The organism is Rhodoferax sp. PAMC 29310 (assembly GCF_017948265.1).
In the GTDB taxonomy this organism is placed as follows: Bacteria; Pseudomonadota; Gammaproteobacteria; order Burkholderiales; family Burkholderiaceae_C; genus Rhodoferax.
The window spans coordinates 2,175,811-2,200,725 of sequence record NZ_CP072852.1 but is presented as its reverse complement, the minus strand read 5'-3'; the positions used below and the strand labels follow the sequence as shown (position 1 = coordinate 2,200,725).

Annotated in this window: 23 protein-coding genes; 16 read left to right on the top strand and 7 right to left on the bottom strand. The window is 59.1% G+C overall.

Annotation, left to right across the window (positions count from 1 at the left end; genetic code table 11):
- The first annotated feature begins 26 nt into the window (after positions 1 to 26).
- The 16 genes from J8G15_RS09990 (at position 27) to urtE (ending at position 16,318) form a co-directional block, all read left to right on the top strand.
- A complete protein-coding gene (locus J8G15_RS09990) occupies positions 27 to 704 on the top strand; it encodes a heavy metal response regulator transcription factor (protein WP_210547316.1) in 678 nt (225 codons plus the stop codon).
- Positions 704 to 2,107, top strand: coding sequence for a heavy metal sensor histidine kinase (locus J8G15_RS09985; RefSeq protein ID WP_210547315.1), 1,404 nt, complete (start codon positions 704 to 706; stop codon positions 2,105 to 2,107). The genes J8G15_RS09990 and J8G15_RS09985 overlap by 1 nt, the downstream gene beginning before the upstream one ends.
- 219 nt (positions 2,108 to 2,326) lie before the next feature.
- Positions 2,327 to 2,752, top strand: coding sequence for a hypothetical protein (locus J8G15_RS09980; protein ID WP_210547314.1), 426 nt, complete (start codon positions 2,327 to 2,329; stop codon positions 2,750 to 2,752).
- A 180-nt stretch (positions 2,753 to 2,932) separates the two neighbouring features.
- Positions 2,933 to 3,400, top strand: a complete 468-nt coding sequence (locus tag J8G15_RS09975; RefSeq protein WP_240538513.1) for a hypothetical protein — start codon at positions 2,933 to 2,935, stop codon at positions 3,398 to 3,400.
- A gap of 10 nt (positions 3,401 to 3,410) precedes the next feature.
- A complete protein-coding gene (locus J8G15_RS09970; protein WP_210547313.1) occupies positions 3,411 to 3,869 on the top strand; it encodes a DUF302 domain-containing protein in 459 nt (152 codons plus the stop codon).
- Positions 3,870 to 3,880: 11 nt separating this feature from the next.
- Complete coding sequence (locus tag J8G15_RS09965; protein ID WP_240538512.1) at positions 3,881 to 4,120, top strand: SHOCT domain-containing protein; 240 nt, start codon at positions 3,881 to 3,883, stop codon at positions 4,118 to 4,120.
- A 120-nt stretch (positions 4,121 to 4,240) separates the two neighbouring features.
- Positions 4,241 to 4,483, top strand: a complete 243-nt coding sequence (locus J8G15_RS09960) for a DUF2933 domain-containing protein (protein WP_370627531.1) — start codon at positions 4,241 to 4,243, stop codon at positions 4,481 to 4,483.
- A gap of 6 nt (positions 4,484 to 4,489) precedes the next feature.
- Complete coding sequence (locus J8G15_RS09955) at positions 4,490 to 6,865, top strand: heavy metal translocating P-type ATPase (RefSeq protein WP_370627530.1); 2,376 nt, start codon at positions 4,490 to 4,492, stop codon at positions 6,863 to 6,865.
- 12 nt (positions 6,866 to 6,877) lie between these two features.
- A complete protein-coding gene (locus J8G15_RS09950) occupies positions 6,878 to 7,438 on the top strand; it encodes a hypothetical protein (RefSeq protein ID WP_210547312.1) in 561 nt (186 codons plus the stop codon).
- Between the two features lie 401 nt (positions 7,439 to 7,839).
- Positions 7,840 to 9,261 (top strand): NADP-dependent phosphogluconate dehydrogenase, encoded by a 1,422-nt coding sequence (gene gndA / locus J8G15_RS09945; protein WP_240538511.1) that lies wholly within the window; start codon positions 7,840 to 7,842, stop codon positions 9,259 to 9,261.
- A gap of 210 nt (positions 9,262 to 9,471) precedes the next feature.
- On the top strand, positions 9,472 to 10,503 hold the full coding sequence (locus J8G15_RS09940; RefSeq protein ID WP_210547310.1) for a mechanosensitive ion channel domain-containing protein: 1,032 nt from the start codon (positions 9,472 to 9,474) through the stop codon (positions 10,501 to 10,503).
- Between the two features lie 166 nt (positions 10,504 to 10,669).
- Positions 10,670 to 11,941 (top strand): urea ABC transporter substrate-binding protein, encoded by a 1,272-nt coding sequence (urtA, locus tag J8G15_RS09935; RefSeq protein WP_210547309.1) that lies wholly within the window; start codon positions 10,670 to 10,672, stop codon positions 11,939 to 11,941.
- A gap of 108 nt (positions 11,942 to 12,049) precedes the next feature.
- Positions 12,050 to 13,630, top strand: coding sequence for an urea ABC transporter permease subunit UrtB (gene urtB, locus J8G15_RS09930; RefSeq protein ID WP_210547308.1), 1,581 nt, complete (start codon positions 12,050 to 12,052; stop codon positions 13,628 to 13,630).
- A complete protein-coding gene (gene urtC / locus J8G15_RS09925) occupies positions 13,627 to 14,748 on the top strand; it encodes an urea ABC transporter permease subunit UrtC (RefSeq protein ID WP_210547307.1) in 1,122 nt (373 codons plus the stop codon). The genes urtB and urtC overlap by 4 nt, the downstream gene beginning before the upstream one ends.
- Positions 14,738 to 15,613, top strand: coding sequence for an urea ABC transporter ATP-binding protein UrtD (gene urtD / locus J8G15_RS09920; RefSeq protein ID WP_210547306.1), 876 nt, complete (start codon positions 14,738 to 14,740; stop codon positions 15,611 to 15,613). Before urtC ends, urtD begins: the two co-directional genes overlap by 11 nt.
- A gap of 12 nt (positions 15,614 to 15,625) precedes the next feature.
- A complete protein-coding gene (urtE, locus tag J8G15_RS09915) occupies positions 15,626 to 16,318 on the top strand; it encodes an urea ABC transporter ATP-binding subunit UrtE (protein ID WP_210547305.1) in 693 nt (230 codons plus the stop codon).
- Here the strand turns inward: urtE and J8G15_RS09910 are convergent.
- The 7 genes from J8G15_RS09910 to J8G15_RS21535 form a co-directional block, all read right to left on the bottom strand.
- A complete protein-coding gene (locus J8G15_RS09910) occupies positions 16,315 to 18,024 on the bottom strand; it encodes a response regulator (RefSeq protein ID WP_240538510.1) in 1,710 nt (569 codons plus the stop codon). The genes urtE and J8G15_RS09910 overlap by 4 nt on opposite strands.
- Positions 18,025 to 18,053: 29 nt before the next feature.
- The gene (locus J8G15_RS09905; protein WP_210547304.1) at positions 18,054 to 18,884 is read right to left on the bottom strand and encodes an urease accessory protein UreD; all 831 of its coding nucleotides are present in this window, start codon (positions 18,882 to 18,884) and stop codon (positions 18,054 to 18,056) included.
- Between the two features lie 34 nt (positions 18,885 to 18,918).
- Complete coding sequence (locus tag J8G15_RS09900) at positions 18,919 to 19,686, bottom strand: ABC transporter permease (protein ID WP_210547303.1); 768 nt, start codon at positions 19,684 to 19,686, stop codon at positions 18,919 to 18,921.
- Between the two features lie 9 nt (positions 19,687 to 19,695).
- Positions 19,696 to 20,550 carry an ABC transporter ATP-binding protein gene (locus J8G15_RS09895; RefSeq protein ID WP_210547302.1) on the bottom strand — a complete coding sequence of 285 codons (855 nt, stop codon included), beginning with the start codon at positions 20,548 to 20,550 and terminating at the stop codon, positions 19,696 to 19,698.
- A gap of 77 nt (positions 20,551 to 20,627) precedes the next feature.
- The gene (locus tag J8G15_RS09890; protein WP_210547301.1) at positions 20,628 to 21,656 is read right to left on the bottom strand and encodes an ABC transporter substrate-binding protein; all 1,029 of its coding nucleotides are present in this window, start codon (positions 21,654 to 21,656) and stop codon (positions 20,628 to 20,630) included.
- Positions 21,657 to 21,796: 140 nt separating this feature from the next.
- The gene (locus tag J8G15_RS09885) at positions 21,797 to 24,112 is read right to left on the bottom strand and encodes an NADP-dependent malic enzyme (protein WP_210547300.1); all 2,316 of its coding nucleotides are present in this window, start codon (positions 24,110 to 24,112) and stop codon (positions 21,797 to 21,799) included.
- A 190-nt stretch (positions 24,113 to 24,302) separates the two neighbouring features.
- Positions 24,303 to 24,833, bottom strand: a complete 531-nt coding sequence (locus tag J8G15_RS21535) for a hypothetical protein (protein ID WP_240538509.1) — start codon at positions 24,831 to 24,833, stop codon at positions 24,303 to 24,305.
- Positions 24,834 to 24,915 lie beyond the last annotated feature (82 nt).

Genomic DNA, 24,915 nt, shown 5'->3' with positions numbered 1-24,915 from the left:
TTGGCAGATTTATATGGAGAATGCCCATGAGAATCCTCATTGTCGAGGACGAACCAAAAACTGGTGACTACCTAAAACAAGGGTTGGAGGAGGTCGGGTTTGTTGTCAATTTGATTCGTGATGGAAAAGATGGTTTGCATCATGCCCTCACCGAGTCAATTGACCTGGCCATATTGGATGTAATGCTTCCAGGGCTGGATGGGTGGGGCATCTTGAGTGGCATCCGACGCGCGGGAAAAGATATACCGGTTCTCTTCTTGAGCGCACACGACGGCGTCGATGATAGGGTGAAGGGTCTGGAACTCGGTGCGGACGACTATCTAGTGAAACCATTCGCATTTTCCGAGTTGCTGGCGCGGGTAAGAACCCTTTTGCGCCGAGGAGCAAAGCTTTCCGGGAGCGAGTTCATGCGCGTGGCTGATCTGGAGTTAAACCTTCTCCGACGGCGCGTGACGCGCGCAGGCAAGCGAATTGATTTGACAGCCAAAGAATTTGCTTTGCTTGAGCTATTGCTTCGGCGACAGGGTGAGGTACTGCCTCGCTCCCTCATCGCATCTCAAGTTTGGGATATGAATTTCGATTCGGACACCAATGTCATTGATGTTGCCATGCGTCGTCTTCGTGTCAAGCTGGACGATCCATTTGAATCAAAATTGATTCGTACAGTGCGGGGCATGGGTTATGTCCTGGAGAATCCAAATTGATGCTTGTTGGTCCTACTTCCATGATCGCGCGCTTGACAACGCTGTTTGTACTCGTCTCATCGCTCGTACTGATGACCCTGGGGCTCGTCATCGCCGCGTCGGTGGAGAAACATTTCGAAGATCAGGATATGGATGTGCTGACTGGAAAAATGGCACTCGCCCAGCACACCCTCGAGAAGCTGGGTCCAATGAACGATATGGGGGCTGTGATGCAGTCACTGGACAACTCACTGGTTGGCCATCATGGACTTGAGTTGATGGTGATTGGCTCAAACCAACAGATCTTATTCTCGAACACCATGCAAACGTTTTCCATCTCGACCATCACTGACAGTGCGCGACACAGCCCTTCGAAGCCGGCAATCTGGGAAAGCAACGGCCAGAGCTATCGAGGCATTGCCGCGCAGGTAACTGTTGGGCCGCCAAATTCCGCTCAAGTGCCAGTGACAGTGACTGTGGCGGTGGCGATTGCCATCGTTCATCATCAAGTATTCATGGCCTCCTTTCTGAAAACGCTATGGGCATTCGTTTTCGCGGCAGCCTTGCTGGCCGGTGTATTAGGCTGGGCCGTGGCGCGGCATGGGTTAGCGCCATTGCACACGATGCGTGAACAAACGAAGGCTGTGACTGCGCGGCATTTGAGTTACCGACTGCCTGTTGACGCCATGCCCATCGAGCTGGGGAACCTTGCTCAGTCCCTGAATGAAATGCTCAGCCGATTGGAGGACGCTTTTGTGCGCCTGACGGACTTCTCATCCGACATTGCCCATGAATTGCGCACACCAGTGAGCAACCTCATGATGGAAACTCAGGTCACCCTGTCGCGTGAACGCAGTGAGTCTGAGTACAAAAGTATTTTGGAGTCCAATGTCGAGGAATTCGAACACTTGGCTCGAATGATTTCCGACATGCTGCTCCTTGCAAAGGCGGATAACGGCCTTTTCGTTCCCCATCTCGAAACAATTCATCTTGCCGCCGAGGTTCAAGCGCTGCTCGAGTATTACGACGCTGTGGCAGATGAAAAAGAGGTTCACTTTTCGGTCAGCGGTGACGGCGCTGTCGCGGCGGACCGGCTCATGCTTCGCCGCGCACTAGGGAACTTGCTTTCCAATGCGATTCGTCACGCCACGCCAAACACCAGCGTGGGTGTCGTTATTCAGGAGATGCCAGATGATTTTGAGATTCGAGTGGAAAACACAGGTGACGTTATTCAGCCCGAGTACTTGCAGCGGGTATTTGAGCGCTTCTTCAGGGCCGATCCTTCGCGCCAGCATCGTAGCGAAGGCACTGGGTTGGGTTTAGCCATTACCAAGTCCATCATTGTGGCTCACGGTGGATCGATCTCGGTGACCTCTGATAGCCGGACAACTGCGTTTTCAATCAAGTTACCACGGAAATCCTGAGTCGCATGGCCTGCAGTTTGACGAGCATATGTCGCACGAACAAGCCGCCCGACGGGTACCCAAAATTTGGGCACCGTTCTTGCAAGCTATAGCTTCTGTTTGAGATGACCTGAGGCTTGGCCGCCCAGGGCCGTACTTTTCCCTGCTGATTGATTGACCTGCATCAAGGGCGATGCCTCGATTGAGGTCCATCATCCACGCCATGGGTCACCTATTCCTATGAGCTATCCAGCGAACAACCGAAAAAGACACCGCACCGTTTTCACGGTGTTGTTGGTGTGGGTGTTCGCCTTGGGTGTCAGTTGGGCGAACGCCTGCCAGCTTCAGCAGCGCGAAGATCCAGTTCATCAGATATTAGGCAGTGCGTTGCTGAACGCCGGCCCACCGGGCACTGCAATGGATCACCCGGGCGGAGACTCTGACTATGAGACCGACTCCTGCCCGAAGGTTTTTGACGAAGGCGCAAACGCCATCGTCAAACTGCCGTCGAGTCTCGATCCGTCGCTGGCCGTGATGGGGCCTCCCATGGCGTTCCACTGGGCGTCGAAATGGGCTGCGTCAACAGCAGTTGATGCCCTGCCCGCGGTGCCGACCCCCGGTCCACACCTGCCCTTGCGCACGCGCTTCTCACGATTGACGTTGTAGCCCAGCAGCTCAGGTAGCGCGCCTTGCGCTTTGCCGCCATCGCGCTCGCGCTCGCTCCAATCAGCTTGCCTCTGTATCAGAGGTGCGGGCCAACCTAAAAACCGTCTAGACAACGTTCGCCACCGCAAGGGCGGTGACCCCATTTCTCGGCAATCTTGCCGCTTCCATCAGGAGTTCCAAATGACACTCGCTCGCACACTTTCCTCCATCGCCGCACTGACCCTGACGACCATGACCACCTCCACCTGGGCCGCCTCCGATGCCCAGCACGACAGCCACCATCCGGTCCCAACAACTGCGGTGCTAATGGCACATGCGGAGACCACAACTCCCGCCCCCGGCATGGGCAATATGTGTCCCATGGCCGGGATGCCAGGTAGGGAGGCGCAGTTGAAGTCCATGCGCGACATGCACGACAAGATGTTGGCGGCCAAGACCCCCGAAGAACGCAACGCGCTCATGACCGAGAAAATGGGCGTCATGCAGAACGGCATGAACATGATGGGTGGAATGGGCCCTGGCGCGATGATGGGCAAGCCCGGCGACAGCGCCACTCGCCAGAGCATGGTGGAGCAACGCATGGAGATGATGCAATCCATGATGCAGATGATGATGGATCGCACTCAATCACCCCCGATGACGAAGTAAGGAGCCGTCCATGAACCACCTACCTCAAACCAACTCGGCGGCAGCGACTACCGCTTACGGCTTTCATTGCGAGATCGACGGCAAAGACTTTGCGAAGGCCGTCGAGCGCGTCATCGACGCACTGAAGGTCGAGGGCTTCGGCGTGCTCACCGACATAGATGTTCAGGCCACGATGAAGGCCAAGCTCGATATTGACGGGCGCCCGTACCGAATACTCGGCGCCTGCAACCCATCGCTTGCGCACGCCGCCCTGCAGGCCGAAGCCGACATTGGCTTGCTTCTGCCCTGCAACGTGGTCGTGCGCGAAGAGGCTGATGGTCGCCTCGTCGTCGCCTTTATGGACCCGGTGGCTGTGCTGCAGATGACCCCCAATGCCGAGGTCGCGCGCGTTGCTCACGACGTGCGAGAGCGACTCGAACGGGTGAAGTTGGCGCTGGCCAGTCGTGCGGCCACTGCGGCCGGGGCCTGAAGGAGATGCATATGTTCTATGACAACGGCTTTTTCATGGGTGGCATGCATGGCATTTGGTGGATTTTCTGGCTGGTACTGATTGGTGTGATCGTGTTTTACGGATGGGGAAGGTCGAGTGAACGGCGTCGCGGCTCACGCGAAACGCCGCACGAGGTGCTTCGCCGCCGGTTGGCAAGCGGTGAGATCACGACCGAACAGTACGAGCAGCGCAAGTCACTGCTCGATCGCGACGGTGGCGGCCAAGCCTGACTCGGGCGGATGGCTGAATAAAGACGGGTAGGGCTTGACCTTCACACGGTGTCAAGGTTTACCATTCAGTTTGAGGCGAGTGCCATTGGCACCGTCTTCCCCAAAAAAGGAACCATCCAAATGACGACACACCACGAAACGCCAGCGACACCGCAGCGCATACCTGCAATGAATCGTTCGCTCAAAACCGCCCTTTGGATGGTCGTGGCCTTTGGCGGCTTCTACTTGCTGCGCGAACAGGGGAGCCACGTCGCCAACAACTGGATTTACCTGTTGCTGCTGGCCTGCCCGCTGATGCACCTCTTTCATGGCCATGGCGGGCATTCCAACCATTCCCATAAATCCAACAAGAACGAGGAGTAAGCGGCCATGGACATGAAACCTACCCACACCACCGACCACACCCACGCGGGCCACGACCACGGCCCTGCATCGGCTCCCGGCGCTGAAGGCCTGAAAGATCCGGTGTGCGGCATGCCCGTGACCGCTCAGTCCGAGCACCACACTGAGCACAACGGCAAGCCCTATTACTTCTGCAGTGCGAAGTGCCACACAAAATTCACCGCCGACCCCGCTCGCTATGCGAGCGGCGACAAGGCATCGGTTGCGCCCGCGACTGAACCGCAAATCGCCGGCACGGTCTACACCTGCCCGATGCACCCCGAGATCAGGCAAGACCAACCGGGCAGTTGCCCCAAGTGCGGTATGGCACTTGAGCCCATGATGCCATCGCTGGAAGATGACGAAAACCCTGAACTGGTCGACTTCACCCGTCGCTTCTGGTGGACTTTGCCGTTTTCCGCCGCGGTCATGGTGCTGGCCATGGCCGGCCACAGCCTGGGCTGGTTCGCGCCTCGCACGCAGACGTGGATTGAGTTGGTGCTGTCGCTCCCGGTGGCACTGTGGGCGGGCTGGCCGTTCTACGTGCGCGGTGTGCAGTCGCTGATCAACCGCAGTCCCAATATGTGGACGCTGATTGGCACGGGCACCAGCGTGGCCTTTGTCTACAGTGTTGTCGCAACCATTGCGCCGCAGATCTTCCCGGCGGCTTTCGTGAGCAATGGCGTCGTGGCGGTGTACTTCGAGGCCGCCGCCGTCATCATTTCGTTGACGCTGTTTGGTCAGATACTGGAGTTGAAAGCGCGCTCGCAGACTTCAGCCGCCATCAAGTCACTGCTGGGCTTGGCGCCCAAAACGGCGCGTCGCATCGCAGAAGACGGCTCCGAAGAAGATGTGCCGCTGTCCCATGTGCACGTCGGAGACCGGTTGCGCGTGCGACCCGGTGAGAAAGTTCCTGTAGACGGCATCGTGGTCGAGGGCTCCAGTGCGCTGGACGAGTCCATGCTCACCGGCGAACCCCTGCCAGTCACCAAGCGCACGGGCGACAAGCTGATCGGCGCCACCATGAACACCAGTGGTGCCTTGGTGATGCGCTCCGAGCACGTGGGCTCGGCCACCGTGCTCTCGCAAATTGTGCAAATGGTGGCGCAGGCCCAGCGCTCGCGCGCCCCGATGCAGCGCATGGCCGACCTCGTGGCGGGCTACTTTGTGGTCACCGTGGTGGCGATCGCCTTGCTCACCTTTTTCGCCTGGGGCCTGTTCGGTCCGGAACAGGGGTGGGTGTTTGGCCTGATCAATGCCGTGGCGGTGCTGATCATCGCTTGCCCCTGTGCGCTCGGTTTGGCGACGCCCATGTCCATCATGGTGGCCACCGGCAAAGGTGCGGCAAGTGGTGTGCTGTTTCGTGATGCGGCGGCCATCGAGAACCTGCGCAAGATTGACACTTTGATTGTGGACAAGACCGGCACCCTCACCGAGGGGCGCCCTGTCTTTGAGAAGTCCGTGGCGGCCGAAGGCTTTTCAGAGGCGGAGGTGTTGCGCCTGGCCGCCAGCCTGGATCAGGGCAGCGAGCATCCCCTGGCCGCAGCCATCGTCAACGCGGCACGCGAACAAAACCTGAACCTCTCCAAGCCCGAAAAGTTCGATTCCGAGTCAGGCATCGGCGTGCGTGGAAATGTCGATGGCAAAGCGCTGTCGCTGGGCAACACGGCATTGATGGACCAACTCGGTGTGTCAGTGGCTGCCCTGAAGGCGCAAGCCGAGGAGCTTCGCAGTCAAGGCGCCAGCGTGATGCATCTGGTGGTTGACGGTCAGCTGGCTGGCCTGCTGGCCGTGTCCGACCCTGTCAAATCGACCACGCCCTACGCGATCGCTGCGCTGCGCAAGTCGGGCATGCGCATCATCATGGCCACCGGTGACGGTCTGACCACGGCGCGCGCTGTCGGCAAGCGCCTGGGCATCGACGAGGTGCACGGCGAAGTCAAGCCGGCCGACAAACTGGCGCTCGTGGAGAAGCTGCAAAAGGAGGGGCGTATTGTGGCCATGGCAGGCGACGGCATCAACGATGCGCCAGCACTGGCCAGGGCCGATGTGGGCATCGCCATGGGCACCGGCACCGACGTGGCCATGAACAGCGCTCAGCTCACCCTGGTCAAGGGCGACCTTCGCGGTATCGCGACCGCGCGGGCCCTGTCGGAGGCCACGGTGGCCAACATGAAACAGAACCTGGGCTTTGCGTTCATCTACAACTCCCTGGGCGTGCCACTGGCCGCCGGCGTTCTCTTCCCCTTCACTGGCTGGCTGCTGTCGCCGATGATCGCGGCGCTGGCGATGAGCCTGAGTTCGGCGTCCGTGATATCCAACGCACTGCGTCTGCGAAGGACCAAGCTCGATCAGAACGATTGACGTTGAGAACACATGGACCTACTTGCGCCTACCCTGTGGGCTGGAGCGGGCGTTGCGCTGCTGAGTCGGCTCAGGCCAATCACGACCCGCGTGGCGGTGAGCACGATGGTTTTGGCGGCCTTACCTGATGTTTTTCAGATGCTGCCGGTGCTGCTTTGGGCGCTATTGGGTGGCGGGTCCGTTGAGGCGATTCAAGCGTTCGCTATTTCCATTCCGGGTCGGGAGCCGTCGCTGCCGCCCTTGGTTTTTCTCATTTCGCATACCTTGCATTGCGCCAGCCACAGTGCCCTGTTCGCCGGCTTGGTCACGCTGGTGGCTTGGCGCTTCAAGCCGGCGCTGTTGATTCCCTTGCTGGGTTGGTGGTCACACATCGTGATCGATGCATTGACTCACTCGGCTGACTATTACGCGTCGCCGGTGCTGTACCCCATCACCGAGCGTGGCTTTGATGGCATCGCGTGGATCACGCCCTGGTTCATGGTGGTCAACTACTTGGCGCTAGGGCTGGTCGGCCTGCTGCTTCTCCGCTCGAAACAAAAAAGTGCAGATTTCGCTAGCGGAGATCGTGGTTGACGGTGCCTCCGCTTTTCCGCCCACGAGTTAATGTTGATTGGCGTTGATTTCCCAGATCGCGATGACGACTGTGGGTTGTCGGCGGAAACAGGGGATATGATTTTTAACCATCAGACATTGAGTTTGACGCCTGCCATGGCTGTCCAACGTTTCATTCTGATGGGCTCAAACCAGTCGCGCCAGCCTAAAGGCCGGATGGCAGCTCGCAGGCTCGCAGGCTCGCACCGTGAGTCGAGTTGAAGGTCCCAGGCCCTCCGATAATCTCGGCGTCCGGGCGTGTGGAACGCCGGCGTAGAACTTCTGTTCCTGCCCGGTCTCGGTCATGGGGCATCGGCAGGGGGACGCACGCGGCACAATAGGTAGCCTTGTCTCTCGACGCAACGCGAATGCACGCAATAGCTATGAATAATCTCAGTGATTTCGGTCTGATTGGCCTGGCCGTGATGGGCCAAAACTTGGTGCTCAACGTGGAAAGCCGAGGCTTCCAGGTGAGCGTTTACAACCGCACCGGTGACGCCACCGACGCGTTCGTGGCCGCCCACGCCGACAAAAAGCTGGTGCCCACGCACACCGTGGCCGAGTTTGTGCAAAGCCTGTCCAAGCCCCGCCGGGTGATGCTGATGGTGAAGGCCGGCGCGGCGGTGGACGCAGTCATCGAGCAATTGATTCCGCTGCTGGACGCCAACGACATCGTCATCGATGGCGGCAACAGCCTTTTTACCGACACCGAACGGCGCGATGCGTGGCTCACCGCCAAGGGTTTTCGCTTCATCGGTGCGGGTGTGTCGGGCGGCGAAGAAGGCGCGCGCAAGGGCCCGTCCATCATGCCCGGCGGGCCAGCGTCTAGCTGGGAGGCCATGCGCCCGATTTTCGAGAGCATTGCGGCCAAGGTGGACGGCGCGCCCTGCGTGATGCACATCGGCCCGGGCGGCGCCGGCCACTATGTGAAGATGATCCACAACGGCATCGAATACGGCGACATGCAACTGATTTGCGAGGCCTACAGCCTGTTCAAGGCCGCCGGCATGACCGCCGATGAAATGGCCGACGTGTTTGACGCCTGGAACGAAGGCGATCTGCATAGTTACCTGATTCAGATCACCGGCAAGGCGTTGCGCCAGCGCGACCCCGAAACCGGGCAACCCATGGTTGACCTGATTCTGGACAAAGCCGGTCAAAAAGGCACCGGCCAATGGACGCTGATGAACGCCGCCGACAACGCGGTGGTGGTGAGCACCATCAACGCGGCGGTAGAAGCCCGGGTGCTGTCATCCATGAAGGCGCTGCGCGTGGCCGCCAGCAGCCAACTGAGCGGGCCCGAGGCCACACTGGAGGTCGACCGTCAACAGTTGATCGCGCAGGTGCACGACGCCTTGTACGCTTCCAAAGTTTTGAGCTACGCGCAGGGCCTGGACCTGATGCGCACGATGAGCGACAAGAAAGACTGGGCGCTTGACCTGGGCGGTATTGCCTCCATCTGGCGCGGTGGTTGCATCATCCGCGCGCGCTTCCTCAATCACATCACTGAGGCCTACCGAGCCGACCCGACGTTGCCCCACCTGATGCTGGCGCCCTTTTTCAAAAACCTGCTCAACACCAACCAGCAGGCCTGGCGCGAAGTGGTGGCGCTGGCCGCCAGCCACGGTATTCCGGTGCCGGCCTTTAGCGCGTCGTTGAGCTACTTTGATAGCCTGCGAACCGAGCGCTTGAGCGCCAACCTGCTGCAGGCGCAGCGCGACTTCTTTGGTGCGCACACCTATGAGCGTGTGGACAAGCCCGCCGGGCAATGGTTTCATACCGCATGGCCAGAAGTGATCGAGTGATTGGCTGATCTTCTGGCGCTAGGGCTGCCACCCGGCAGCACGGTAAACGCCGCGTTGACCGGGTCCAGCCCATCGCCCGTGGGGCTATCAAACTATCATCAATTAAATATTCGAGCCGTCGAGGGAAACTTCTCGTCTTCACGGCGGCCCCTAACGATCAATGTTGTTGATAGTCTTGGCGCCAAGACTGGCTCCGAGCACAATCAGTCCATGACCTCTTTGATGAACTATTTTCAGACCGCGGCGCCCCTGTTGGTCACCCTTGCGGGTGTCGCCCTGGTGTTGACGCTGGCCCATCGCTTCCTGCTGGGCCGCCACCGGGACATGGGGAATGAGCGCAGGTTTCCGCGCCAGTTTTTCATGTTGGGCTTGACGGTGGCCAGCGCGGTGGCCGTGGCCATTGCCTTGCCGGTCAGTGACAGCACCCGCAATCAGGTGATCGGTCTGGTGGGCATTCTGGTGTCCGGTGCGCTTGCATTTTCGTCCACCACAGTATTGGCTAATCTGATGGCTGGGGTGGTGCTGCGGATGACCCAGTCCTTTCACACGGGAGACTTTGTGCGCGTAGGTGATCACTTTGGTCGGGTGGCCGAGCGCGGTATTTTTGACGTCGAAATCCAGACCGAGCAACGCGAACTGGTGTCACTGTCCAATTCTTACTTGATGGCCAACCCGATCACGGTGGTTCGTTCGTCTGGCGCCATTGTGTCGGCCACACTCTCGCTGGGCTACGACGTGCACCACGCCAAGGTGGAGCCCTTGCTATTGCAGGCCGCCACGGAGATTGGGTTGGAGGACCCGTTCAGTCAGGTGCTGGAGTTGGGCAATTTTTCAATCACCTACCGGGTCAGCGGTTTGCTGCTGGAAGTGGGCAATATGCTGAGCGCGCGTTCCCGGCTCAACCGCCAGGTCCTTGACGTGCTGCACGGCGCAGGAATAGAAATCATGTCGCCGACCTTCATGGCCCAGCGCGTGGTGCCAGAGGGGCGTGCGGTATTGCCTGAACCAATGAGCAAGTCCGCGCCTGCCTCAGAGGAGTCAAAAGCCGAGCAGGTCGTTTTTGACAAAGCCGAGGAGGCCGGGCAACGAGCCAAAGCACGCCGTGACCTCAAGGCGATGCAGCAAAGCCTGGAAACTCAGATGGAGGCTGCTGACAGTGAGGAGGCCGCGAGCCTGTCCACCGCACTGGACCAACTCAAGGTTCAAATAGCCGACCTGGAGATTGAGTCACCACCGGGCTGACCCCGCATCTGAACGGGCTGAGCTCGCTTCAGGCCGGCTTGTACGCCACACGGCGTATTTCCCAAAACGGTGTGCTCCCCTAAAGTTGACCCATCGTGTCCCCCAATCTGTCCGACCAGGCGGTGACGGTGGCACGAAACAGGCTCATCAACTCAGGAAGGTCCCCATGTCAAGTTCCCATTCACGTCGTTTTACGCTCAAGGCACTCACTGCGGCGGTTGCGCTCAGCGGATTGTCGGCAGTCCCCGCGTTTGCCGCAGACACCATCAAGGTCGGCATCTTGCACAGCCTCTCGGGCACCATGGCCATTTCCGAGACGGTGTTGAAAGACACCGTGCTCATGGCCATTGAAGAGATCAACGCCAAGGGCGGCCTGCTAGGCAAAAAGCTGGAGCCGGTCATCGTTGACCCTGCCTCCAACTGGCCGCTGTTTGCCGAGAAAACCAAGCAATTGCTCACCCAGGACAAGGTCGATGTGATTTTTGGCTGCTGGACCAGCGTCTCCCGCAAGTCCGTGTTGCCGGTGCTGGAAGAGCTCAACGGCTTGTTGTTCTACCCCGTGCAGTACGAGGGTGAAGAGTTATCCAAAAACGTGTTTTACACCGGTGCGGCGCCCAATCAGCAAGCCATTCCTGCGGTGGACTACCTGATGAGCAAAGACGGCGGCGGCGCCAAGCGCTGGGTCTTGCTGGGCACCGACTATGTCTACCCCCGCACCACCAACAAGATTCTGCGCGCCTACCTGAAGAGCAAAGGGGTGGCCGACAAGGACATCGAAGAGAAATACACCCCGTTTGGCCACTCTGATTACCAGACCATCGTGGCTGACATCAAGAAGTTCTCCGCGGGTGGCAAGACGGCCGTGGTGTCCACCATCAATGGCGACTCCAACGTGCCGTTCTACAAAGAACTGGGCAACGCTGGCCTGAAAGCCAAAGACGTGCCAGTGGTTGCCTTCAGCGTAGGTGAAGAAGAGTTACGCGGTGTCGACACCAAGCCTTTAGTGGGCCATTTGGCGGCATGGAACTATTTCCAGTCGATCAAAAACCCAGCCAATACCGAGTTCATCGCCAAATGGTCGGCCTACGCCAAAGCCAAAAATCTGCCCGGCGCCGACAAGCCTTTGACCAATGACCCCATGGAAGCCACCTACATCGGCATCAACATGTGGAAGCAAGCGGTTGAAAAAGCCAAGTCCACCGACGTGGACAAGGTCATTGCCGCCATGGCCGGTCAAACCTTCAAGGCGCCGAGCGGCATTGTGAGCAAGATGGACGAGAAGAACCACCACCTGCACAAGTCGGTGTTCATTGGCGAGATTCGTGCGGACGGCCAGTTCAATGTGGTCTGGAAGACACCGGGCCCCGTCAAGGCCAAGCCTTGGAGTCCGTACATCGAAGGCAATGCTGGCAAGCCTGACGAGCCTGTGAAGAAATAAAAAAGTAAGTCGAACACTGTCACACCCTGGCTGCCACCCCCACCCCGGTGCGGGTGGCAGCTTTCTCGATGGATGCCTCTGCATCCCAACCCCAACCTGAGTCTGTCGATGCTTCAACGATTGATCCGATTGACGGCTATTGCTATGCTTTTAATAGCTGGCTCTGCATATTCGATAACGGCTGAGGAGGCAAAAGCCTTGTCAGTCGGTGATTCTGATGCCCGCATTGCGGCCTTGAACCAGGCCGTGGCGTCCGCCGACGAATCCACCGCCACCTTTTTACAGGCCTTGTCCGACGACGCCGTGAAGGTCGCAGGCGACAAGGTCTTCATCGTTCGCGACGACAAGGGGGTTGACCCCGTCAGCGGGCAGGAAGTCACCGTGCCCGGTGGCGCCGAAGATGTGATGAACAACAACCGCATGCGCGGCGAGTTGGACTCCGCCCTGGCCGCGCTCAAGCTGTTCTCCAAAGACGAAGCCACCCGGCGCGCCGCCATTGCCCAGATGCAAAGCGACGCTGACGACAGCAAGCTTCCCCTCATTGAAAAGGCCTACGCCGCTGAGAAGAACGCCAGCCTGAAAGAAGCGCTGGGTCTGGTGCGCGCCGCTGCGCTCTTGAACAGTGCCGACAAAGTTAAACGCCTGGCCGCAGCCAAACTACTGGCCGATAGCGGAGAGGCCGCCACCAAGACGGTGTTGTTAAACCGGATGAAGGTTGAGACCGATGCCGACGTCAAAGCCGCGTTGAAAGTCTCCCTGGGCGACGTAGAGCGCACCCTGGCCCTGGGCGACTGGCTGGGCGTGGTCTTCAGTGGCATCAGCCTGGGCAGCATTTTGCTATTGGTGGCGCTGGGGCTGGCCATCACCTATGGTCTCATGGGTGTCATCAACATGGCCCATGGCGAGTTGATGATGATTGGCGCCTACGCTACCTACGTGGTGCAGGGCGTGTTTCAGCGCTACCTGCCCGGCTACTTTGACTGGTACTTGCCTGCCGCCCTGCCGGTGGCCTTTCTGGCCGCGGCGCTGATGGGCGTGCTGCTGGAGCGCACCGTGATTCGGTTTTTGTACGGTCGCCCGCTTGAAACCCTGCTGGCTACCTGGGGCATCAGCCTGATGCTGATGCAGTTCGTGCGCACGCTGTTCGGTGCGCAAAACGTGGGGGTTGAAAACCCATCTTGGATGAGCGGCGGCATTCAGGTGATGGGCAATTTGTCCTTGCCCTACAACCGCCTCGTCATCATTGCCTTTGCCTTTCTGGTGCTGGGCGGCGTGGCCTGGCTGATCAGTCAAACGCGACTGGGCTTGTTTGTGCGCGGTGTAACACAAAACCGCCCCATTGCCGCTTGCATGGGGGTGAACACGGCCCGCATTGACACCTACGCCTTCGCCCTGGGTTCCGGCATTGCCGGCCTGGCAGGGTGCGCCTTGAGCCAAGTGGGCAACGTGGGGCCTGACTTGGGCCAAGGCTACATCGTGGATTCGTTCATGGTCGTGGTGCTAGGCGGTGTGGGGCAACTTGCCGGCACGGTCTACGCCGGCCTGGGCCTGGGCTTGCTGAATAAATTTCTGGAAGGCTGGACCGGCGCTGTGCTGGCCAAGATTGCCGTGTTGGTGTTCATCATTATTTTTATTCAGAAACGTCCTCAAGGCATCTTTGCCATGAAGGGCCGGAGCGCAGAAGCATGAGCACGAACACACCTTTCCTGGTCTTGCCCTCCAAAAGCCCGGTGCTGACCGGTCGGGGCTGGACGACTTTTGTGGTGGCTTTGCTGCTGGTGTGCGCGGTCGCCCCGGTGCTGAACCTGTGGGTGCCAGAGACCAGCGCACTGCACTTGAGCAGCTATATGGTGGGGCTGCTGGGCAAGATCATGTGCTACGCCATTCTGGCGCTGGCCATGGACTTGATCTGGGGTTACACAGGCATTCTGAGTCTCGGACACGGCGTGTTTTTTGCATTGGGCGGCTACGCCATGGGCATGTATTTGATGCGCCAGATTGGGCTGGAGGGGAACTACAAAAGCGAGTTGCCTGACTTCATGGTGTTTCTCGACTGGAAAGAGCTGCCCTGGCACTGGACCTTCAGCGACAGCTTTTTAGCCACCCTGTTTCTGGTGGTGGCGGTGCCGGGGCTGGTGGCCTTTGTGTTTGGCTACTTTGCCTTTCGCTCGCGCATCAAAGGGGTGTACTTTTCTATCATCACCCAGGCCATGACCTTTGCGGCCATGCTGCTGTTCTTTCGCAATGAAACCGGCTTTGGCGGCAACAACGGCTTTACCGATTTCAAGCGGATTCTGAATATTCCGATTGCCACGCCCGAGATGCGCATGACGCTGTTTGTGATGACCGGGGTCACCTTGTTGGGCTTCTTCCTGATGGCGCGTTGGCTGGTCAACAGCAAGTTTGGCCGGGTGCTGCAAGCCGTGCGCGACGCCGAAACCCGTGTCATGTTCTCGGGCTACAACCCGCTGGGCTTCAAGCTCACTATCTGGGTCATCTCGGCCATGATGTGCGGCGTGGCGGGGGCCTTGTATGTACCGCAGGTCGGCATCATCAATCCCAGTGAAATGAGCCCGGCCAATTCAATTGAGATCGCCATCTGGGCCGCCGTGGGCGGGCGGGCCTCCCTGATTGGGCCGATTGTGGGGGCCTTCATCGTGAACGGTGCCAAAAGCTGGCTCACCGTGGCCTACCCGGAATTCTGGTTGTATTTCTTGGGTGCCTTGTTCGTTGGAGTGACGCTCTTTCTGCCCAACGGGGTGGTGGGACTGGTTAAAAAGCTGAAAGGAGCCCGCCATGACGCCTGATTTGATGGAAGAGGGCGCCCGCCGCGCCGAGGCCCGTGCCGCTCACGTGGCACAGGGTAAGACCGAGTCCGGTGGTCGCAACGCGGGTTTTTCCCGCATTGCCACTCCGGGCGAAGTGGACACTACCCACGGCCGCATTCTGTATCTGGAGGATGTGTGTGTGAGCTTTGACGGCTTCAAGGCCATCAACAAGCTGTCGCTGGACATTGCGCCCGGTGAGTTGCGCTGCATCATTGGCCCCAACGGGGCGGGCAAGACCACCATGATGGACATCATCACCGGCAAAACCCGGCCTGATTCGGGCACCGTGTTTTTTGGCAGCACGATTGACTTGCTGCGCTACAAAGAAGCCGAGATTGCTCAGCTGGGCATTGGCCGAAAGTTTCAGAAACCGACGGTGTTTGAACAACTCACGGTGTTTGAAAACCTGGAGCTGGCGCTCAAAACCGACAAGCGGGTGAAACCGTCCATGTTTTTCAAGCTCGACTCCTTGCAGGGCGACCGCCTGGCCGAGATTTTGCACACCATCCATCTGGCTGACAGTGTGGGTGCACTGGCTGGCAATTTGAGCCACGGCCAGAAGCAGTGGCTGGAGATTGGCATGTTGCTCATGCAAGACCCCAAACTGCTGTTGCTGGACGAGCCCGTGGCCGGCATGACCGATGAGGAAACCGAGCGCACGGCCGAGCTGTTTTTGAAGCTCAAAGGCAAGCACTCGCTGATGGTGGTGGAGCATGACATGAGCTTCATCAACACCATCTCCGACATCGTGACCGTGCTGTGCGACGGCTCGGTGCTGGCGCAGGGCACCTTGGCCCAGGTTCAGGCCGATGAGCGGGTCATTGAAGTTTATTTGGGTCGCTAAGCGAACTACAGCATGTTGAACGTCAAAAACATCAATCAATACTATGGCGGCTCGCACATTCTGCGGGACGTGAATCTCACTGCGAATCTGGGAGAGGTCACCGTGATTTTGGGCCGCAACGGCGTGGGCAAGACCACGCTGCTGAAAAGCCTGATGGGCCTGGTGCCCATCAAAACCGGCACCATCGAGTTGGATGGAAAGGCCATTCACAAGGCCACGTCTTATGACCGGGCCCGCGCCGGCATTGGCTTTGTGCCGCAAGGCCGGGAAATCTTTGCCCGCCTGACGGTGGAAGAAAACCTTCGCATGGGGCTGGCCTACAAAAGCGCCAGCACGCCGATTCCGCCGGAGTTGTTTGAGCTGTTTCCGGTGCTGCACCAAATGCGCCAGCGTCGGGGCGGCGATTTGTCAGGCGGGCAGCAACAGCAGTTGGCCATTGCCCGGGCACTGGCCGCTGGCCCCAAGTTATTGATTTTGGATGAACCCACGGAGGGCATTCAGCCGAGCATCATCAAGGACATTGGCCGCGTCATTCGCATGCTGGCCGACCGGGGCGACATGGCTATTGTGCTGGTGGAGCAGTACTATGACTTTGCCCAGGAATTGGCCGACGCCTATGTGGTGATGGAGCGCGGTTCGGTGTTGGCGCAAGGAAAAGGCGCCAATATGGAGGCCGATGGCGTGCGCAATATGGTCGCCATTTAAGGCGGTTTCGACTGAGCCTGGCCACTACCCGTTCGCAGCGTCAGGCCACCGGCTTGCCGTTGCTGTCCACCCAAGGTTGGCCGGCTGCTGCCCGCTGCAAAGCAGGTTCGCATGTCTTGCACAATTTCCTTCATGCTCTGGGCATCGTCGATTTTCTCGGCATAGCGATTCAAAACCAGGAAGGCGTTTCCGATCAATTTTCCATTTAACGTGGCGTTGCTGTGAAAAATCAGATTCTTGACAGCCGCTTTTGGGTCACCACCCATGCTGAGCTGCATGGCCTGTTCATTGATTTTGAGAATCTTGGCGCTGGCGGTACGAATGCGGTCGGCATAGAGGGGGTAGGTGTTGGCGGTACCGACAAGCAACTCGGTCATCGCCCGGTTATTGCAGTAGCGCATGCCAATGGTGTCGACCACAGAGTCAACTTCATTGAGTTGAATGTCCTTGCTCGCCAGTTGCACCATCAACGCCAGCAAATTTGAGGCGGACTCGAAATCGAACTCCGGTGACTTCACGGTCTTGCACATCGCACGAACGGCGTCTACCGCAGGCGCGTACTGGTGCTGATGAATGAGATGGAGCGCTTCAACAATGTCTGCAAGCCTTTGATGGCGCAGGCTGTCAGGGTTGCGCTCATTCAGGCGCACAAAGTCGTCGCGACAGCGTTGAAGTCCTTTCCGGTCACCACTTTGGAGCCGCATAAAGGCCAGCAATACCAATGTTTGACAATCGAACATTTTGGAGTCAAGCCCAAGACGGGTTGTCTTGTCCAGCAGCTTTTCGGCTTCTTCATGTGAGCCAGAATAGTAGGTAAGCAAGCCCAGGTTTTGAAGTCGCGTGATGGAAGCTGGTGTCAATTCACTGGCCATTTTGTAAGTGGCCAACGCCTCGTCAAACTTCCCGGTTTCAAACTGCGCTCGCCCCATGACATCGTAGGCATCGGTGTAAGTGGGGTCTTCGCTGATCAGGTTGCTCAGTGTGCTGGTGGCCTTGGCGACCTGCCCGTCATCAAGCTGTGAGCGCGCAACGCCCAGTTTTGCCCAAGGCAAGGTTTTGGCGGCGACCACGGCCTCGTACAACGCCTGAGCCTGCGTGGGTTTTCCGATGCGCAGCAACAGCTCCGCACCGACCCGCGCTGCATAGAGCCAAAAAAGTCCGCGGGACTCGAAACGCTCCATGCACAGTGTTGCCGCTCGTTCAAAATCTTCCGATTCGATGGCGGTGAAGATCTCCTGCAAGGAGGCTTTTCGGATGCGGGCTTGTCGCAAGCGGTCGCCGAGTTGATTGGCTTTTTGTGGTTTGAGCAAATACCCGTCAAGGGAGGATTCAGCCGCTTCGGCGACCTTGGCGTAAGTGGCCTCTCCGGTGACCATGATGAATACGGTCGAAAACGGCAGCAATTGGTTGCGTCGCAGGTCGTCCAGCAAATCCTGGCCAGAAGCGGTTTCACCAGCAAAATGGTGTTCGCACAAAACGACATCAAACTTGCGGTATTCAAGCTGCCGGCGGGAGTCTGCCAAGCGGGCGCACTGCACCACGCTGCCCATGCCGAAGTCACGCAATTGCGACACCAGCACCGATCGGGAGGTGGGGTTGCTGTCAACGACCAGTGCACTGGACGAGGAAAGATCGTCTGCCGTCCCAGCCATCAGCGGGCCAATGTGACGATTAGCGGTTCCAACAACGTTTTGACCATGGGGCATCTCTCATTGTTTTGCCCAAAATAATAGCACTAGGTGGCCCACAAGCGCGGCGTTTCTTGACCGCATTGCCACAGCTGCGCGCGCCATGCGCCCCAGATTTGGCGCAACAGGCCCATGGCGGGCTCGACCACGGGCGACAAACAGCGCACGACCAGCACCTGAGGATTCGGGCTGGTGGCGCCTGCTGTTGCGAGCAGGGGATGAGCCGCGATCAAATCTCGTGCCAGCTCTAGCGCTTGGTCTCGGCGGGTTTTGTCCAATTTGCTGCCGGCCACAAAAAAGAGCGAGGCCATGCAACGTGCCCCGGCCAAGCCGAGCGGGCCGTTCATCAGGCGCGAGTCATCGGCCTTGAGCTGACCACGTTCCAGCCAGACACCGGGCACTTCAATGTGCTGCAGAAACTGGCCTTGTTCGAACGGCTGATTCGCCAGTGGCAGTCCAAAGGCGGTGACGTCCCAGCCCATGAATTCGGCCTGCGACCCCAGCTCGACGGTGAGGTGGTTTTCAGCCAGGCAGTCGTTGTAACAAATGGCCTCCATGGGCAGCCATTCCAGTCGGGCTTGGTCGCTTAATCGGATGTGGGTGCGCTGGACGGCCCGTTTGCCGCTGGAGCGGTAAAAGCGGGTGGCACCCGGTGTGGTGATCAGTCCGTGAGCGCCGCTTTGGGCGGTGATGTGGAGGTCTAGCGTGTCGCCGCCCACCAGTCCGCCCGGCGGGTGTACCAGCACGTTATGACACAGGGCCTCACCCTCGGGGTAAAGGCTTTTCAGCAAGCGCAACGGGCCTTCATGCTGGTGACTGGCGACTGTGCGGGCGCCCTCAAGGCGGTAATCAAGTTGAAGTTGGGCGTGCCATGACATGGCGAGAGTTTAGGGTGTGGCTCAGCGCTTGAGATCAGTGGTTCTGGGAGCCCCGGTGCGCCCAGCCGGTGGTGCGCTTTTCAATGGCGTTGAATAGTTCGTACATGATCATGGCCATGGCTCCCACGACCACCAAGCCCGCAAATGCCAGACCCATTTGCATGGCAGACCCGGCGGAGATCAGCAGGTAGCCAATGCCTTCATTGGCGGCGGTCATCTCCGACACCGTGGTGCCGACAAAGGCGAGGGTAATAGCGACTTTGAGGGAGCCATAAAAGTAAGGCATGGAGCGGGGCAGGCCCACCTTGATCAGCACATCCCAGCGCTTGGCGCCCAGCACCCGCAGTACGTCTTCCAGCTCAGGCTCCAGCGTGGCCAGGCCGGTCGCGATATTGACCATGATGGGGAAGAAGCTAATGAGAAACGCGGTGAGGATGGCCGGGCCGGCGCCAATGCCGAACCAGACCACCAGGATGGGCACGAATGCCGCTTTGGGCAGCGCATTGAAAGCGGTCATTAAGGGGTACACGGCGGCATACGCCAGACGTGAGCTGCCAATGACAAAACCCAGCAGCACTCCCACCACAATGGCGAGGCCAAACCCAGCCATGGTCACCCAATAGGTGCGCCAGGCATGGCCCGCGATGATGGTTTTGTAATCCCAGAACTGGGTCCAGATCCGCCAGGGGCTGGGGAAAATGAACTCAGACACATCAAAGACCGAGCAGATGACCTGCCAGATCAGCAAGATTACGGTCAGCAAAATCCACGGTGACCAGATTTCGACTTGTTTCTTGTTCATGGTGCGGTTTCAGGTGGAGGCGAGCGGTGATGGATTGGCTGCAGTGGTTTGGCGCTGCGCGCCAATGTGGCCGCGCAGCTCATGCACGATGTCAGTGAACTCGCGGGTATAGGTGATCTCAAGATCACGGGGACGCGGCAAGTCAATGTTCTTTTTGACGACAAAGCGGCCCGGGGATTTACTCATCACATACACCGTGTCGGCCAGGAAGACCGATTCACGCAAGTCGTGGGTGACCAGAATGACATTGAAGCGCTGCTCGGTCCACAGGTCCCGCAGGGTGCACCAGAGGTCTTCGCGGGTGAATGCGTCCAGCGCGCCAAAGGGCTCGTCCAGCAGCAGCATCTTGGGTTCGTGAATCAGGGCACGGCAAATGCTGGCGCGCTGCTGCATGCCGCCCGACAGTTCCCACGGGAACTTTTTTTCATAACCACCCAGGCCCACTTTGGCCAGCAATGCACGGGCGCGTTCCTCGTACTCCTTGCGTTTGGCTTTGAACTGGCTGCGGTAGGGCTCAACAATTTCCAGCGGCAGCAACACGTTGTCCAGCGTGGTTCGCCACGGCAGCAAGGACGAGGCCTGAAACGCCATGCCCGAGATTTTCAGTGGGCCGGTAACCGGTTGGCCGTCAATGCGGATCTTGCCGATGGACGGCATTTTGAGCCCGGTGGCCAGCTTCATGAAGGTGGACTTGCCGCAACCCGAGGGCCCGACGATGGCGATGAATTCACCTTGTCGAACATTCAGATCGATCGCTTCCACCGCAAATTGGTTTTGCCGGTGCAATTCCTCGTTGTAGGCGAGCCAAACGTCTTGAAACTCAACAAACCAGGGGCTGGAGGGTACGGTGCTGTCAATAACCATGAAAAAGGCCTTTGGCCGTCGTGTTTGTTGCGTGAAGAGCTATTAATAATGAAGCGTATTCGAGGTCGGCGCGTGGCTTACTTCTTGGGTAAAACGTTCAGCGCTGCTTTGGAAGGCAGGTAGTCGCTGCTCCACACCGCATCCGCATTGACGCGGCTCTTGGTGTTAAAAGCGTCTGACACTTGTGACGCCATGAGCGTCAGGCGCGGGCCGCTGACTTGACCAAAGCCTTCGACATGGGCGTTGGGGGTGTTGATGACCGTGTCAATCGCGAGTTGCAGGCGGCGAGTTTCCAGTTCGGCATTGATGATGCCGTCGCGCTCTTTCACGTCGGCAATCGCCGCTTTGGGGTTGGCAACCACGTCCTTCACGCCTTTGGCGAAAGCCATGAGAAACGCTTTCACGGCTTCCGGGTTGTCCTTGAGTAATTTGGGCGATGCGATGATGGCGTTGCCGTACAACTTCACACCGTAGGCGGGGTAGGGCAAGACCACCACGTCAGCGGCCTTCACGCCACGCGCTTCCAGGTTCAGCAGGGAGGTGAAGGTGAAGCCGGTGATGGCGTCCAGGTCGCCACGCACCAGCATGGTTTCGCGCAGGGGTGGGTCCATCGAGATCCATTGCACATCACTGACCTTGTTGGCTTTGGCAAAAATCGGGAAGGCACGGCGTCCGGCATCAAACACGGGGGCGCCCAACTTTTTGCCGCTGAGGTCCGCCGGGGTTTTGATGCCGGATTTTTTCAACGCCATGACAGACGCGGGCGTGTCGTTGTAAACCATCATCACGGCCACCGGCTTGTTGGGGGCGTCCGGGTTGTTGGCGTGGAATTCCATCAAGGCAGCCAAGTCTGCAAAGCCCATGTCGTAAGCACCTGAGGCCACGCGGTTAACAGCCGCGCCTGAACCATTGCCCGCGTCCACCGTCACGTCCAGCTTGGCGTCCTTGAAGTAGCCTTTGGCCAGCGGTGTGAGGAACAGGGCTGATGGGCCTTCAAAGCGCCAGTCCAGTTGGAATTTGATGGGCGTCGTCTGCGCATGGGCCACACCCAGTGTGCTGGCAAGGGCCAGGGCGGTCGTCAGCTTGAGAAGATGGCGTTTGTGCATGAGGTCTCCAGTCAGTGATGAGAAAGTTCGAAATTGATGCAAATAACAAGCAATTTAAGTGCCAATTTTCTGATCATGGGGTCAGAAAAAAGCTCGGTCAATGGGGTTTGACCGGGCTTGCAGGACCTTGGCTTCAGGGTTTAGGGTTTGCCTCTGGCGAAATGCACCGCGTTTGCGGCCGCCAATGCCGTCATGTTCACGACGCGCCGCACCGTGGACGATGGCGTCAGGATGTGCGCTGATGCCGCAGAGCCCAGCAAAATAGGCCCCACGGTGACGCCGTGCCCACTGGTGACCTTAAGCACATTGAACAAAATGTTGGCCGCGTCCAGGTTGGGGCAGATCAGGATGTTGGCTTCACCGTGCAGCTTGGTGTCCATGAGGGCAGCGTGGCGCATGTCTTCCGACAAGGCGGCGTCGCCATGCAACTCGCCGTCGCATTCCACGTCAGGCGCCATTTTGCAGAACAGCTCGTGCGCCAGGCGCATCTTGACCGCTGATTTGCGCTTGGAGGTGCCATACATGGAGTGAGACAGGAAGGCGACCTTGGGTGGCAGACCAAAACTGCGCACCTCGTCGGCCGCCATCATCGCGATATTGGCCAGTTGCTCGGCGTCCGGGTCTTCGTTGACGAAGGTGTCGGCAATGAAGAGCGTGCGCTTTTCCAGCATCAAGGCGTTCAGGGTGGCCAGTCCAGTCGCGCCGGCCTTGACGCCAATGATGTCGCGAATATGGTCCAGGTGCGTGTCATAGCGACCGACCAGGCCACACAACAAGGCATCGGCATCACCGAGCTTGACCATCAACGCGGCAATGGTGGTGTTGGAGCGGCGTACCGCCACCTTGGCAGCTTCCACCGAGACACCCCGGCGACCCATGAGCTGGTGGTAAGTCTCCCAGTACTGCCGGAAACGTGAGTCGTCTTCCGGGTTGACACAATCCACGTCGTGGCCGAGCTTGATGCGCAGGCCTGCCTTTGCCAGTCGCGCCTCGATGACCGCTGGGCGTCCAATCAGAATCGGGTGCGCCAGCCCTTCATCTACGGCCACTTGGGCGGCGCGCAACACGCGCTCATCTTCCCCGTTGGAGAAGGCCACACGTTTGCTTTCCTTGGCAATGGCCTTGGCCGCTGTGAAAACCGGGCGCATGAACATGCCGGTTTGGTACACAAAGCGGGACAGTTGCTGGCGGTAAGCCTCAAAGTCCTTGATTGGGCGCTCGGCCACGCCGGACTCTTCGGCGGCCTTGGCCACCGCAGGCGCAATGCGCAAAATCAGGCGCGAATCAAACGGGGTGGGGATCAGGTAGTCGGGCCCAAACACCAGCTCCTTGCCGGCATAGGCGGTGGCCACTTCTTCGCTGATGTCGGCCTTGGCCAGGTCGGCAATCTGGCGCACGCAGGCCAGCTTCATTTCCTCGGTAATCTTGGTGGCGCCGCAATCCAGCGCACCCCGGAAGATATAGGGGAAACACAGCACGTTGTTGACCTGGTTCGGGTAGTCCGAACGCCCGGTGGCAATGATGCAGTCCGGCCGCACCGCCTTGGCCAATTCGGGGCGAATTTCCGGTTCCGGGTTGGCCAGCGCCAAAATGATGGGCGCCTTGGCCATGGTCATGACCATGGCTTCTGTTAATACGCCGGGGGCTGAGCAGCCCAGAAAGACGTCGGCCTGATTGACTACGTCTGCCAGGGTGCGCAGCTCGGTTTTCTGGGCAAAGCGCGCTTTGGATTCGTCAAAACCACCGGGGCGGCCTTCGTAAATCACACCTTTGGAATCGCAGACATAAATGTTCTTGGTGAGAACGCCCAGGCCCACCATCACGTCCAGGCAAGCCAGTGCGGCGGCGCCTGCACCAGAGACCGCAATTTTGACTTCTTCAATGCGCTTGCCCACCAGCTCCAGGCCATTTAACAGGGCAGCGCTTGAGATGATGGCCGTGCCGTGCTGGTCGTCATGAAACACGGGAATGTTCATACGCTCGCGCAGCTTCTTCTCAATGTAAAAGCACTCGGGCGCCTTGATGTCTTCCAGGTTGACGCCGCCCAGCGTGGGCTCCATGGCGGCAATGATGTCAACCAGCTTGTCGGGGTCGCGCTCGGCCAACTCAATGTCAAACACGTCAATGCCGGCAAACTTCTTGAACAGGCAGCCTTTGCCTTCCATGACTGGTTTGGCCGCCAGCGGTCCAATGTCGCCCAAGCCGAGAACGGCGGTGCCGTTGGTGATCACACCAACCAGGTTGCCACGCGAGGTGTACTCGGCAGCCAATGAGGGGTCGGCTTCAATGTCAAGGCAGGGGTAGGCCACGCCGGGCGAGTAAGCCAGTGACAGGTCGCGCTGGTTGGAGAGGGGCTTGGTGGGGGTGACAGAGATCTTGCCGCGGGTGGGGGAGCGGTGGTATTCGCGGGCTGCATCGCGCAGAGCGCTTTCGGCTGGTGATAGTTCTTTTTCCATGAATGTCTCCATATTTTTTTAAAAGAATAGAAAGAGATTACCCGATGACGCGCCCCTTCCTATGGCTGTCATTATGCGCAGTGTGGGTCACGTTGGCGACCAGGCCGTCGCGCAAACGAAATTCAATTTGGGTGAGTTCAGCCCCTGGCCAGGTCGGGCGGCGGGGCAGCGTGAGCAGCCCGCTCAAAGGTCAGTACTGGCCTTCGGTCAAGGTGTCGAGCTGGAATTGCCCGCTCTTGTGCCACAGCCAGGTGTCGGTGTAGGTCACATGGCCCATGCGAGCGGGAATCGGGTAAGGCGCGGCTTGGCGGACGGTGCGCTCAATCTCGGCCATGACCTCGGGCGCATGACTGGGCGCGCGCATCCAGCGGGTGGCGGTGACCCGGCCCCGACCATCCACATCCACCTGCAACACACCAATGGCGTACAGCAGCGGCGGCATCTTGCCTTTGAAAATCCGGTTGGTGTTCTGGCCGTAAAGGTGGTCAGCGGCGTCCCGCCGGTAGTCGCGCGGATTGGCGGCGCCGGACGTCCGGCCGCCGGTGGTTTCATACAGAGGCGATGGTGCCGTGGCTGGGACGGCCATCGGCGCATCCGGCAAGCGCTGCGGTGCAGAAGGGCCAGGTCCAGCAGGAGGTGAGGCACAGCCGCCCAGGTAAGCCACCAACAGGCCGGTGGCGGTTGTCCGAAGCAAGGCGTGGCGCGATGATGTGATGTTCATGAGTCAGGGCTGGATCGATGGTTCGAGTGGGGAATTGGCTGGCGCCAAAACCGAGGTGCATACTGTGCCCGAAAAATACCAC